The sequence below is a fragment of the Janthinobacterium sp. genome (genome assembly GCF_031995485.1).
Classification (GTDB): Bacteria; Pseudomonadota; Gammaproteobacteria; order Burkholderiales; family Burkholderiaceae_D; genus Janthinobacterium.
Genome location: NZ_DAMAGB010000007.1, coordinates 111,564 through 124,480 on the forward strand (window position 1 = coordinate 111,564; position 12,917 = coordinate 124,480).

Annotated in this window: 10 protein-coding genes; 3 read left to right on the forward strand and 7 right to left on the reverse strand. The window is 62.2% G+C overall.

What is annotated here, in order from left to right; translation table 11 throughout:
- Positions 1–793: 793 nt before the first annotated feature.
- Positions 794–2,155, forward strand: coding sequence for an exodeoxyribonuclease VII large subunit (gene xseA, locus RTQ46_RS07540; RefSeq protein ID WP_312435618.1), 1,362 nt, complete (start codon positions 794–796; stop codon positions 2,153–2,155).
- A 165-nt stretch (positions 2,156–2,320) separates the two neighbouring features.
- Here the strand turns inward: xseA and RTQ46_RS07545 are convergent, their stop codons facing one another.
- The 6 genes from RTQ46_RS07545 to RTQ46_RS07570 all read right to left on the reverse strand — a co-directional run bounded on the left by RTQ46_RS07545 (position 2,321) and on the right by RTQ46_RS07570 (position 10,510).
- A complete protein-coding gene (locus RTQ46_RS07545; protein ID WP_312435620.1) occupies positions 2,321–4,795 on the reverse strand; it encodes a TonB-dependent receptor in 2,475 nt (824 codons plus the stop codon).
- Between the two features lie 116 nt (positions 4,796–4,911).
- Positions 4,912–5,952, reverse strand: a complete 1,041-nt coding sequence (locus RTQ46_RS07550; protein WP_312435621.1) for a sn-glycerol-3-phosphate ABC transporter ATP-binding protein UgpC — start codon at positions 5,950–5,952, stop codon at positions 4,912–4,914.
- A 1-nt stretch (position 5,953) separates the two neighbouring features.
- Positions 5,954–7,324 carry a GH1 family beta-glucosidase gene (locus RTQ46_RS07555; protein WP_312435622.1) on the reverse strand — a complete coding sequence of 457 codons (1,371 nt, stop codon included), beginning with the start codon at positions 7,322–7,324 and terminating at the stop codon, positions 5,954–5,956.
- Between the two features lie 40 nt (positions 7,325–7,364).
- Complete coding sequence (locus RTQ46_RS07560) at positions 7,365–8,210, reverse strand: carbohydrate ABC transporter permease (RefSeq protein ID WP_312435623.1); 846 nt, start codon at positions 8,208–8,210, stop codon at positions 7,365–7,367.
- Entirely contained in the window at positions 8,207–9,202 is a 996-nt protein-coding gene (locus RTQ46_RS07565; RefSeq protein ID WP_312435624.1) for a sugar ABC transporter permease, read from the reverse strand. The genes RTQ46_RS07560 and RTQ46_RS07565 overlap by 4 nt, the downstream gene beginning before the upstream one ends.
- A 9-nt stretch (positions 9,203–9,211) precedes the next feature.
- The gene (locus tag RTQ46_RS07570; protein ID WP_312435625.1) at positions 9,212–10,510 is read right to left on the reverse strand and encodes an extracellular solute-binding protein; all 1,299 of its coding nucleotides are present in this window, start codon (positions 10,508–10,510) and stop codon (positions 9,212–9,214) included.
- Between the two features lie 410 nt (positions 10,511–10,920).
- On the opposite strand from RTQ46_RS07570, the gene RTQ46_RS07575 reads away from it, so the two are divergent.
- The gene (locus RTQ46_RS07575) at positions 10,921–11,940 is read left to right on the forward strand and encodes a substrate-binding domain-containing protein (RefSeq protein WP_312435626.1); all 1,020 of its coding nucleotides are present in this window, start codon (positions 10,921–10,923) and stop codon (positions 11,938–11,940) included.
- Between the two features lie 148 nt (positions 11,941–12,088).
- Complete coding sequence (locus RTQ46_RS07580) at positions 12,089–12,667, forward strand: superoxide dismutase (protein WP_070224622.1); 579 nt, start codon at positions 12,089–12,091, stop codon at positions 12,665–12,667.
- Between the two features lie 13 nt (positions 12,668–12,680).
- Here RTQ46_RS07580 and RTQ46_RS07585 read toward each other — a convergent pair whose 3' ends face one another.
- Positions 12,681–12,869, reverse strand: a complete 189-nt coding sequence (locus tag RTQ46_RS07585; protein ID WP_312435627.1) for a hypothetical protein — start codon at positions 12,867–12,869, stop codon at positions 12,681–12,683.
- Between the last annotated feature and the right edge of the window lie 48 nt (positions 12,870–12,917).

Here is a 12,917-nt window from a genome sequence, read left to right on the forward strand (position 1 = left end):
TTATTGACCTGCTTAAAAATACGGCAGGCTGGACAAATAGCTGATCTGGCGGCGTAAAAAACTGTTGCAACGGGAGTTTTCCACGGTCTGCACAGTTCCACACAAAAAATGTGGATAAGATTGTGAGCAAGCGACCTGACTCAATACTAGTGCATTGATTTCAAAGGATTTTATTGATCTGATTAAAAAAAGTGCAGCGAAATTTTTCGCTCAGCCAGTAAAAAACTTCCTCCCAGGCAAAAACGATTTACCCAGTTCTGCACATATTCTGTGGATAAGATTGTGCGCAAGGTCCAGCCACTGTTTTTACAGCGTTGATTTGTAAGACTATTCTTACATTGCGCAAAAAACCAGCAGCTGCTCTGAATGTTGCTCTGGCGGCTGAAACAGGGTACGCAGGCGAGTTCTGCACATTTTTTGTGGATAAGAATGTGTGCAAGGCCATACATGGCATTTCAAGCCATTGATTTATAATGATTTTATACTCGTGCATAAAAATAGTGCAGCATGCCCCTGGCGCCGGTTTGGCCCCGATGCAGGTACACTTTATCCCCATCGCCTAGTTCCACACAGTTTCTGTGGATAACTTTGTGCGTAAGTGCCCCCTGTCCTGCTGATGTACTTGATATATAAGGGTTTTTCTCCGCTGCACGCAAATCGGGCATGTCTGAATTCACTATAAAATCAATGACTTGCAAATAAAACTTGTTGTTTCCCCTGATATATGACATAAGCATGACCTCGCCGATAATATGTGGACAGATGCCTGCCCTGGCCCCAGGAATACTTGTTGATGATGAACGATAACCCCGTAGACAGCGGCTTTGCCGCCTCGCCCGTGCTCACTGTCACGGCCCTGAACCAGGCCGTGGCCCGCTTGCTGGAACGCTCGTTCCCGCTGACCTGGATTGCCGGCGAGATTTCCAACTTCACGCGCGCCAGTTCCGGCCACTGGTATTTCACGCTGAAAGACGACGCGGCCCAGGTGCGCGCCGTGATGTTCCGGGGCCGCGCCCAGTATGCGGGCTTCACGCCGCGCGAAGGCGACAAGGTCGAAGTGCGCGCGCTGGTCACGCTGTACGGCGCGCGCGGCGACTACCAGATCAATGTGGAAGCGATCCGCCGCGCCGGCGTGGGCGCGCTGTACGAAGCGTTCCAGCGCCTGAAGGACAAGCTGGCCGCGCAAGGCCTGTTCGACGCGCAGCGCAAGCGCGCCATCCCGATGTTCGCGCGCACCATCGGCATCGTCACCAGTCCCCAGGCCGCCGCCCTGCGCGACGTGCTGACCGCCCTGCAGCGGCGCGCGCCGCATGTGTCCATCATCCTGTACCCGACGCCGGTGCAGGGCCAGCAGGCGCCCGAGAAAATCGCGCAGGCGATCCGCACCGCCTCGCAGCGCGCCGAATGCGACGTGCTGCTGGTGTGCCGCGGCGGCGGCAGCATCGAAGACCTGTGGTCGTTCAACGATGAAGCCGTCGCATACGCGATCGCCGATTGCAGCATGCCGGTGATCAGCGGCGTGGGCCACGAGACCGATTTCACCATCGCCGACTTCGCGGCCGACCTGCGCGCCGCCACGCCGACAGCGGCCGCCGAACTGGCCGCCACGCCGCGCGCCGACTGGCTGGCGTCCCTGCGCGCCGACGCCACCGATTTGCGCCGCGCCATGCGCCGCCGCCTCGACGACGCGGCGCAGACGCTGGACCGCCACAGCCGCCGCCTGCTGAACCCGAAGGCGCAGCTGCAGCAGCAGCGCCTGCAACTGCTGGCCTTGTCGACCGCCATGACGCACGCCACGCGCGCGCCGCTGAACCAGTCCATCCATGCGCTGGACCGCCTGCGCCACCGCTGGTCCGCCTTGCGTCCCGACGTCACCGTGCCGCGCGCGCGCCTGCTCGAAGCGCAGCGCCGCAGCGGCGCGGCCATCGGCCAGCTGCTGGCCCGGCGCCGCCACAGCCTCGATGCGCTGGCCGCCCAGCTGGAACTGCTGAACCCGCAGCGCACGCTGGAGCGCGGCTATGCCATCGTGCGCGATGAAAAAGGCGCCATCGTGCGCTCGCCGGCGCAATTGCAGGCGCGCCAGCATATCCATGTGCGCCTGGCCGACGGCAGCGCGGAAGTGGGCATTGCCAGCGTGCAGACAGTGATGGAATAAAAAAGGCCGGGTGTCGCCACCCGGCCAAAACATGCTACTGAGAACTGGCAATACTGTTCAATAAACCCGGAAGCAACCCCCCGGGGTCGGACCCTCGGGGGGAATCAGCCCCGGCAGGACCTATTCCGAGCGCGAAGCGACCGACCCCGGACTTTGCATCCAGGGTTAAAACTTCATCGACACCCGCGCGCCGAACGTGCGCGGCGCGTTGTAGAACGCGCCGTAGATCTGCTGCGTCGGCTGGCACGGCATGCCGACATCGGTGCAGATTTCATTGACGTCGAGCTTGACCGCCTTGTCGGTGGCGTTCTGCACGAACGCTTCCACCGTGTAGGCCTTGCTGGCCGGCTGGAAGCGCAGGCTCAAATCGAGCGTGGTGTAGGCTTCCTGGCGCTTGACGCCGGCGTGGCCCGGCACATCGCCGTTGAACGCCCCTGCCCCGACATACGTCATGGTTTCGTAATGCACCGAGGCGCGCGGCGTCAGCTGGCCGCCGGCCACCGCAAAGTCATGCTCGTACTGGACCGTGGTCGAGAACTTCGGCGCATGCTTCATGGTGCTGCCGCCCACATTGACCAGCGGCGCGGTCGAGCCGCACGCCTGGCCATTGGCGCGCGCCGCATCGACGTCGCACGACAGGAAGTCGTCGTACACGGCTTTCAGCCAGGTGGCGTTGCCGGTCAAACGGTCCACGCTTGTCGGACGCCAGACCCATTCCGCTTCCAGCCCCTTGACGGTGGCGCCGGCCGCATTGAAGTTGGCCAGCACGCTGTTGACCACCTGCGATTCGAGCTTGTCCTTGTACTTCATCAGGAATGCGTCCAGGTTCAGGGTCAGCTGGCGATTCAGCAGGTCGGATTTGAAACCGATTTCATAACTGGTCAGTTTTTCAGGCTTGGTGGTGGCGCCGCCGTCGCCGATCGCCGGCGAGTGGAAACCGGTGGTGACGGAGCCGAACAGCAAAATGTCCGGACGCAGCTTGTATTCGATGCGGCCCAGCCATGTCGCCTGGCCGTAGCGCAGGTCGGCCGAGTTATCGCCCGGCGTATTGCCGCAGGAGGCCGCCGTGATCGCGCCGCCGGGGCCGATATTGTGCGTATTGGCCAGGCCCGTGCCGGGCGTGACCAGCTGCGCCAGTTGGTCCGGCGTCAGTACCGTGGTGCCCAGCGGGGTGTTGGCCGGCCAGTTCGGGCAGGCCCAGTTCTGGCCGCCGATATCGAACTTGTGGTCTTTCGTATAGCGCGCGCCGGCCGTCAGCTTGAGCTGGTCGGTCAGCTGCTGGCTGACCTGGCCGAACACGGCTTTCGATTTCAGCTGGCGGTTACCCTGGATAAACGACATCGACGAGGCGTACTGGCCGACAGTCGGCTGCACGAAAATCACGGCGCCGTTGGCGATATCCTGCTGCACCGCCGCCTGCGAGATCTGGCTGCGGTCGATATCGAAGCGCACCTTGTTCTTTTCATTGAACAGGAACACGCCGGCCACCCACTGGAACGGCGCCTCGTCGTCCGAACGCGCCTGCAGCTCGTGCGAATAGCTGTCGAACTGCGCCCAGTCGGTGCGGTTTTCCGACTTGAAGCCGGGGAACAAACCCGCGTCCGCATCGTTGCTGTTCTGGCGCTTGTAGCGGCTCCAGCTGCCCAGGTAGGTAAAGTCGAGCGCGTCGGTCGGCTTGTAATTGAGCTTGCCCTTGTAGGTCAGGATCGACTGATCGAGCGTGCCGGGCGTATCGATCAGGGCCGAGCGCAGCTTTTCACCGGGTTTCGGTTCGGCCGCCAGGTAGACATTGCCGGCGCCCTGGTCGAGGAAATAATCGGCGATAAAGGTGCCGCGCAGGTGCGGCGTGATCTTCCACAGCAGCGAGGCGCGCGCGCCCATCTGGTCGCCGGCGCCATACTTGGCCGCGCCCGGCATCACGTTCGAGCCGCGGCGAAAGTCCACCGTGCCGTCGTGGCTGTCCTTGATGGCGGCGATGCGCAGCGCCACGTCGTCGGACAGCGGGATATTGAGCATGCCCTGCGTCTGCAGGTGGCGGTAGTCGCCGATGGTGATGCCGGCCGAACCCATGAACTTGGTCGTGTTCGGCGCGGCCGACACCAGGTTGACGGCGCCGGCCGTCGAATTGCGGCCGTTCAGCGTGCCCTGCGGACCGCGCGCCACCTCCACGTGCGAGAGGTCATACATCAGCGCGGTGGCGCCCTGCGGACGCGGCGAATACACGCCGTCGACGTAAAAGGCGACGGCCGGGTCGCCCAGCTCCGTGTGGTTGGCCGAGCCCACGCCGCGCATGTAGACGTGCACGCCGCCCGAGTCGCCATGCTGCTCGACCACCAGGCTCGGTACCATGGTGGCCAGCGAGGCCAGGTCCTTGACCTGGTTGTTCTGCAAGGTGTCCTGGTTGAAGGCCGTGACGGCCAGCGGCGTGTCCTGCACAAAGGTATTGCGGCGCGTGGCCGTGACGACGATGCGGTCCATCTGGCCAGCCGCCGGCGCTGGTGCCGGCGTGGCCTCCTCTGCCGCCGGCGCATTGGTATCGGCCTGCTGCGCCATGGCGGCGCCGCTGCTCAATAAAATGAGTTGGGCGAATGTGACGTGGGCCAGGCTGCTGGCGATGGTGTTGCGTTTCAGCTGTTTCATGGTGATTGTCTCCGCTACCTGCACTGTTTAGATAATGAGGGCATGGCTCTGCGGCCATTGCCTTTCTCTTTTTTTGAAGCCGGATGTCAGCTCGAATTCATTGACGCCTCCATCGCTCAATGCCGCGACACGGCACGGCCGGCCGCATCGAACAGAAAGGCATGGCCCTCTTCCGGCGCAAAGCCGATGGCGCTGCCAGGTACCAAGGCGTGCTGCGTCTCGCCATGCAGCTTGATGGCCAGCGCCTGCGTGCTGTCGTGGATCATCGCGTGGATGATCTGCGCGTCGCCCAGCTGCTCGATCAGGGTGACGGTGGCGCCATACCCCTCGCCGCGCGGCGTCAGGCGCAGATGCTCGGGACGGATGCCGACCAGCATGCCAGCCTCGCCACCGAGCTGCGCCGCCAGTTGCGGCACCGCGCTGCACGGCAAAAAATTCATGCGCAGCGCGCCGATAAAGCCGGCCACGAACTGGCTGGCCGGATGGCGGTACAGTTCCAGTGGCGCGCCGACCTGCTCCAGGTGGCCGCCATGGAACACGGCCACGCGGTCGCCCAAGGTCATTGCCTCGACCTGGTCGTGCGTCACGTAGATCATTGTCGTGCCCAGCTCCTGGTGCAGCTTGGCCAGCTCGATGCGGGTCTGCACGCGCAAGGACGCGTCGAGGTTGGACAGCGGCTCGTCGAACAGGAATACCTTGGGCTGGCGCACGATCGAGCGGCCGATTGCCACGCGCTGGCGCTCGCCGCCGGACAGCGCCTTCGGCTTGCGTTCCAGCAGATGCGTAATCTGCAGGATCTCGGCCACCTTGTTGACGGCAGCGCGCACCTCGGCCTCGGGCCGGCCCGCCATCTTCAGCGCAAACCCCATGTTCTCGCGCGCCGTCATGTGCGGATACAGCGCATAGCTTTGGAACACCATGGCGATGCCGCGTTCGGCCGGCGGCACGTCGTTGGCCAGCAGCTCGCCGATGCGCAGCTGGCCCGCGCTGATGTCTTCCAGGCCGGCGATCATGCGCAGCAGCGTCGACTTGCCGCAACCGGACGGCCCGACAAACACCATGAATTCGCCGTCATGGATATCGAGGTCGAGGCCCTTGACGATTTCGGGGCCGTCGCCATAGGTCTTGCGGATGCCGCGCAGCGAGATGGCGGCCATTTCAGATTCCCCCTGCCGTCGCCAGTTGCGGCGCATCGGCATGCAGCGCGCGCTGGGCGGCGATAAAGCCGCGGTACCACAGCGCACTATCCTTCAGGGTGCGCTGCTGGGTGGCGTAGTCGACATACAGCATGCCGAAGCGTTTGGCATAGCCCGAATTCCATTCGAAGTTGTCCATCAGGCTCCAGTAAAAATAGCCGCGCACGTCGATGCCTTGCGCAATCACGGCGCGCAGGGCGTCCAGGTGCAGCTGCACGTACTCGATGCGCGGCTGGTCGTGAACCGCGCCGCCATCGAGCCGGTCGGCCACCGCCATGCCGTTCTCGGTGATGTACACGGGCGGCAGCGGATATTCGCGGTGCAGGCCCACCAGCAGCTCCGTCAGCCCCTGCGGATAGGTTTCCCAGCCCATGTCGTTGACGCCCAGCTTGCATTCGGGCTTGCGCGGCGGCGTCTCGCTGCTCATGTATGCCCGCGTGTAGTAGTTCACGCCGAGGAAATCGATGGGCTGGCGAATATCCGTGAAATCGTTTTCATGAATGATTAAAGCTGAAGCGTCGAGATGTTTCAGGGCCAGCGCCGGGTAGCGGCCCTTGAAGATCGCATCCATATACCACTGCACCGAGCGCGCATATTCGAGTTCGGCCAGGGCCTTGTCCTGCGCACTGTCGGTGGCCGGCGTGGCGGTCCACTGATTGAGCACGATGCCCAGTTTTGCCGACGGCGCCACGGCGCGCATCGCCTGCATGGCCAGGCCGTGCGACAGCAGCACATGGTGCGATACCTGCACGGCGGCGGCCGGATTCGCCATGCCTGGTGCGAACTGGCCCGTGCCGTGGCCCAGCACCGCCGTACACCACGGCTCGTTATGGGTGGCGATGCTGGCCACGCGGTGGCCGAAACGGCGCGCCACTTCGGCGGCATAGGCGGCAAAGTGATAGCAGGTGGCGCGGTTCAGCCAGCCGCCTTCGTCCTGCAAGGCTTGCGGCAGGTCCCAGTGATACAGCGTCAGGTGCGCGTCCAGGCCTTTGGTATCGAGCGCGTCGAGCAGGCGCACATAAAAATCGAAGCCGGCCTCGTTCCAGGCGCCCGAACCGGTCGGCTGCACGCGCGACCAGGACATCGAAAAGCGGTAGGCATTGACGCCCAGGCTGGCGATCAGCTCGACGTCGTCGGCATAGCGGTGATAGTGGTCGCAGGCCACGTCGCCATTGCTGCCGTCGGTGATCTTGCCTTCGGTATGGCTGAAGGTGTCCCAGATCGACGGGCCGCGGCCGTCGATGGCGGCCGCGCCCTCGATCTGGTAGGCGCTGGTGGCCACGCCCCAGGTAAAGTTGGCCGGGAAGTTGGTGTCTGAGTCGTCGTTATGCATGGTGGTTGGTGTCATGTTGGTGGTTTAAAAAAAGAACAGTTCAGCCCTTTACCGCGCCTTGCGTCAGGCCTTCGATCAGGCGTTTTGAAGCGACAAAGAACATCAGCAGCAGCGGCAGCACGGCAATCGCCGCCCCCGTCATCAGGGCGCCCCACTCTGTGTTGTTCGGCGCCTGCATGCTGCGCAGCGCCAGCGGGATCGTGTAATTCTCGACCGAGCGCATGACGACCAGCGGCGTAATGAAGTTGTTCCACGAGTTGATGAATGTGATCAGCCCCAGCGTGCCCATGGCCGGCCCGATCAGCGGCAGCACCACGCGCCAGTAGATGGCAAATTCGCCGCAGCCGTCGATGCGCGCCGCCTCGATCAGGTCCTTCGGGATCGCCGTGCCGATATACTGGCGCATCAAAAAAATCCCCAGCGCGCCGGCCGCTCCCGGCACATACAGCGCGCGCGGCTGGTCCAGCCACCCGAGGAAATCCATCAGCATGAAGGTCGGGATCATGTTCATGAACGACGGAATGATCATCGACGCCATCACCAGCGTGAACAGCGGGCGCTTGAAGCGGAACTCGTACATGGCAAACGCATAGCCGGCCAGCGAACAGAAAAACAGCGTCAGCGCGGTGGTCATCAGCGCCACATACAGGCTGATGCCGATATTGCGCCAGAACGGCAGCCGTTCCTGCAGCAGTTCCAGATTGTGCAGCAGCGCCGTGCCGAACCAGCGCGGCGGCGGCAGGCTGTAGATCTCGGCGCTGGTGTGCGTGGCAAACACGAACATGAAATAGAACGGTGCGACCATGATCAGGGCGCCGATCGCCACCATCGCGTAGGCCGACCAGCGCGCGCTGGTCGCCGTCGCGGAGAGTCTGCTGGCGCTCATCGGTTTGCCTCCTTGCGTTCATTGCGGCTGAAGACGCGGTTGTTGACCCAGGTGGTGCTGGCGATAATCAAAAACAGCAGCCAGGAAATCGCCGACGCCGTGCCGAAGTCGCCCGAGGAAAACGCCGTCTTGTAGACAAAGATCGCGGTCGTCATCACCGACTGGCTCACGCCGCTCGACTCGGCCACCAGCACGAACGGCTCCTCGAACAGCTGCAGGTTGCCCATGATGGTCAGCGTGACAGCCAGGTAGATCATCGGTTTCAACTGTGGCAGCGTGATATGCCAGAACTGCTGGCGTGTCGAGGCGCCATCGATGGTCGCCGCCTCGTACAGGTCCTTCGGGATCACCTGCAGTGCCGACAGGTACAGCACCAGGTTCCAGCCAAGATAGCGCCAGAAAATCACGAAGGCGACGGCCGGCTTGATGAACATCGAGCTGCCCAGCCAGTCGATCGATTCGGCAGGAAACAAACCGCCGACCAGCGGCAGGCTGGCGCACCATTGAATCAGCACATTGATCTGGCCATAGTCGCGCGAAAACAGCGTATTGAACACCATGGCAATCGCCACGCTGGAGGTAATGAACGGCAAGAAGTAGACGCCGATCACCAGGTTGCGCGAGCGCTTGAAGCTGTGGTGGATAAATGCCGCCAGCGGAATCGCCACCAGGTGCTGCGGCACGCCCGAGGCCAGCGCCAGCCACACGGTATTGCCCAGCGAGCGCAAAAACCACGGGTCCGTCAAGGCGTACTTGTAGTTGTCCAGTCCCACCCATTCCATCGCTTCGACGCCACTGGCCGCTTCCCACTGGTTGAACGACAGGTAGATCGAAAACAGCAGCGGGAACAGGCTGAAGACGGCGAACAGAATGAAGAAAGGACTGATGAACAGATACGGCGCCCATTGCTTGCTGTTGAAGCGCTTGCGCGGTGGCTGCGCCGCCGCCGGCGCGCTGTGCGCCGGCATGGCCGGTGAAGTCGGGAGATTCATTGACGGCTCCTAGCGGCGCGCGCGGTGCGTGATCAGGGCCCTGGCGTCGGCCAGCGCGGTCTTGATGTCCTTGTTCTGCGCCAGCACGCTTTCCAGTTCCATATTGACGATATCGCGCGCCACGGCGTCGAACTTGTCGACGCGGATGACGGGAATTTTCGCCGCCGTTTCGCGCGCCAGCAGCCGGGTTTTCTGGCCGCCGAAATACGCCTGCGGTTCATCCATCATCGGGTCCGCATAGGCCGCCTTCAGAGCCGGAAAAGCGCCGATCTCTTTTAACGAATGCAGCTGGATATCCTTGTTCACCGTCATGAACTTGATGAACTCCCAGGCCTGCGTCTTGTTCGCGGCTTTTTTCGGAATGCCGTAGAACGAGCCGCCGTAGGAGGCCAGCGCACCGGCCGGCAGGCTGGCCGCGCGCCACTGGCCTTTCGAATCGGGCGCCAGCCATTTGGCCAGGTGGCCGCTGAGCCAGGAACCCATCATCTGGCTGGCCACCTTGTCGCGCTTGAAGCCTTCGGCCCACTCGCCGGTCCAGGCCACGGTGCGCGCGTCGATGCCGGCGACCCTGGCCGCTTTCGCCAGTTCGAACGCTTTCACGAAACGGGGCGAGTCGACCAGCACCTGGCCCTTGTCGCCAAAATAAATCCCTTCACCGTCCTTCAGGTTGGCGCGGATATAGATGTCGGCCAGGTCGCTGGCGCCGGCCAGCAGATAGGTGCCGGTGGCGGCCTTGAGCTTCTTGCCGGCCGCGATATACGACTCCCACGACTGCGTCAGGTCGCTCTCGCTGATGCCGGCCTTGTCCATCAGGTCCTTGCGGTAGAACAGGGTGCCGGGCCCCAGGTCGGCCGGCATGGCGCCCAGCGTGCCGCGCGAACTGGTCGCCTGCACAAAGGTGAACGGCACGAACTGCGCGCGGTACTGCCCTGCCCCGTATGGCGGCTGCAACAGGTCTTCCATGCCTTTCGACTCGGCGAAGCTGCCCACATAGCGAAAGTCGATCGCCATCACGTCCGGCAGGCGCGCGCCGGCCGCCAGCGCCGTCGTCATCGAATTGTGATGGTCGTCGATCTGCAGGCTGACCAGCTTGACCTTCACCTGCGGGTACAGCTTTTCCCACAGTGGCAGGGCCGTCTTGACGGCGCGGTCCAGGTCGGGGAAGGAGGCGACGGTGATGGTGGCCGGGGCCAGCGCGGGCAAGGCTGCCGCCGTAGCTGCGGCAGGGGCCGCCGGCGTGGCTGCGATGGCGCACGCGCCCGCCAGTGACGCGGCCAGGGCGGCAGCGCCAGGGATAAATGACTTCATTGTTTCGTCTCCGTTTATTGAGCGTCTTCTATCTTGAAAACGTTTTCACAACATGCATCCATTTAACACCGCAAAGAAAATGAAGTCAACCGAAAAAGTTGTCAATTATTTCAAAACCGTTGATTCACATACCGCCGGCAGGCCGGCTTCTCCTATGAAAACCTGTCAAAACAGCGTTGTCAATATTTGTGGTTTTTTGTGAAAACGTTTTCACAACTCCGTCACGTAGGGCGGATTAGCGCGCCAGCGCGTAATCCGACAACATTGTTGGCTCGGCCGCGGGTGTTGTCGGATTACGGCCCGAAAGGCCTAATCCGACCTACAGCCACCTCACACATTTATGGTAATCTGGCGTTGAAAAGGTTTTCAAGCATTAGAAACCCGCCGTTTTTTTCATTTCAGGAACGACCTTGAACGACACCCATCACGCCGCCCCTCCCTCCACCCTGCTCGACGTGGCGCGCCAGGCCGGCGTGTCGCCCAGCACTGTCTCGCGCATTTTAAATGGCACGGCCAGGGTCTCGGACGACAAGCGCGATGCGGTGCTGGCGGCGATCGCCAAGATGAAGTTCGCGCCGAACCAGATGGCGCAGGGCCTGAAGAAGGGCCGCTCGATGACCATCGGCATCGTGGTGCAGGATATTTCCAGCCCGTTTTTCGACGAAAGCCTGCGCGGCGTCGACGATGGCCTGAAGGACACCGGCTACGCCTCGGTGATCGTCAGCGGCCACTGGAATGCGCAGGAGGAAGCGGACCGCATCCGCCTGCTGCTGGCGAGGAAAGTCGACGGCATCATCCTGCTGTCGGGCCGCATCTCGGACCAGAGCGTGCTCGATTTTGCCCAGCAGCGCCCCATCGTGTCGACCGGCCGCCTGCTCGCCACGCACAATGCGATCGGCTTCAAGCTCGACAACGAACACGGCGCCTACCTGGCCGTGCGCCACCTGATCGAACTGGGCCACCGCCGCATCGCCTTTGTGGCCGGCCCTGCCAACAACACCGATGCGGCCGAGCGCCTGACCGGCTACGAAAAGGCGCTGCGCGAAGCGGACATCGCCATCGATCCGAAACTGATGGCCGAAGGCGATTTTCACGAGGCCAGCGGCATGCTCGCCATGAACCACCTGTTCGACACGCAGCAACAGTTCACGGCTGTATTCGCCGCCAACGACCTGTCCGCCTATGGCGTGCGCCTGTGCCTGTACCGCAAGGGCATCCGCGTACCCGACGATATCTCGCTGGTGGGCTTCGATGACCTGCCCGGCTCGTCGTACACGACGCCGCCCTTGACCACCATCCGCCAGCCCTTGTACGACATCGGCCGCATCGCCACCGAAGCGCTGCTGGGCCTGATCAATGGCGAAGCGGTGCAGGCCGCCATCCCGCCTTTGGCGCTGGTGGTGCGCGAAACCACGCGCCGCGCGCGCTGAGTACCTACTTCATGCCGCGCGGCATATGCACTGCGCCATGCAGCAATAGCGCATCCGCTTTACAATAGTGGTTCGTTCAGCAAGAATACTTGGCTCGACTGTCCGGCCCCGGCCGGATACCCCGAACAATCACCATAAAGGACATCACATGGAACATACCCTGCCACCACTGCCGTATGAAATGGACGCTCTGGCGCCACATATCTCGAAAGAAACGCTGGAATACCACTATGCCAAGCACCACCAGGCGTATGTCACCAATCTGAACAACCTGATCAAGGGTACCGAGTTCGAGAACCTGTCGCTGGAAGAAATCATCAAGAAATCGTCGGGCGGCATCTTCAACAATGCAGCGCAGGTATGGAACCACACCTTCTACTGGAACGGCATGAAGCCGGCCGGCGGCGGCGCACCAACTGGTGCCGTGGCTGACGCGATCAACGCCAAATGGTCGTCGTTCGACAAGTTCAAGGAAGAATTCACCAAGTCGTGCGTCGGCAACTTCGGTTCCGGCTGGACCTGGCTGGTGCAAAAAGCCGACGGCTCGGTTGACATCGTCAACACCTCGAACGCCGGCTGCCCATTGACCACCGGCGACAAGCCACTGCTGACCTGCGACGTGTGGGAACATGCTTACTATATCGACTACCGCAACCTGCGCGCCAAGTACGTGGAAACGTTCTGGGGCCTGGTGAACTGGGATTTCGTTGCCAAGAACTTCGCTTAATCGCCAGTTCCTGTCAACGTAAAACATCAGGGGCGGCAGAATAATAGTGTTTGATTTTGCTGTGCTTGAAAAAGAAGTCACTGCCTTTGGCACTGGCTTCTTTTTTTTCGCCCTGAAAGATTGAAAGACTTAAAAACGGCGGGCCGGAGACGCGGGCCTGAGAAAATGCCGATGGCGGCGTTGCGGCTTCCTTGCCGACCATGCGTACTGTCTGCGTCGCCGCGCCTTGCCCTCGACATTTTTCAGACCC

Coding starts and splice junctions, on each gene's coding strand:
- xseA (WP_312435618.1), top strand. CDS start 794: ATGATGAACGATAACCCCGTAGACAGCGGCTTTGCCGCCTCGCCCGTG.
- RTQ46_RS07545 (WP_312435620.1), bottom strand. CDS start 4,795: ATGAAACAGCTGAAACGCAACACCATCGCCAGCAGCCTGGCCCACGTC.
- RTQ46_RS07550 (WP_312435621.1), bottom strand. CDS start 5,952: ATGGCCGCCATCTCGCTGCGCGGCATCCGCAAGACCTATGGCGACGGC.
- RTQ46_RS07555 (WP_312435622.1), bottom strand. CDS start 7,324: ATGCATAACGACGACTCAGACACCAACTTCCCGGCCAACTTTACCTGG.
- RTQ46_RS07560 (WP_312435623.1), bottom strand. CDS start 8,210: ATGAGCGCCAGCAGACTCTCCGCGACGGCGACCAGCGCGCGCTGGTCG.
- RTQ46_RS07565 (WP_312435624.1), bottom strand. CDS start 9,202: ATGAATCTCCCGACTTCACCGGCCATGCCGGCGCACAGCGCGCCGGCG.
- RTQ46_RS07570 (WP_312435625.1), bottom strand. CDS start 10,510: ATGAAGTCATTTATCCCTGGCGCTGCCGCCCTGGCCGCGTCACTGGCG.
- RTQ46_RS07580 (WP_070224622.1), top strand. CDS start 12,089: ATGGAACATACCCTGCCACCACTGCCGTATGAAATGGACGCTCTGGCG.
- RTQ46_RS07585 (WP_312435627.1), bottom strand. CDS start 12,869: ATGGTCGGCAAGGAAGCCGCAACGCCGCCATCGGCATTTTCTCAGGCC.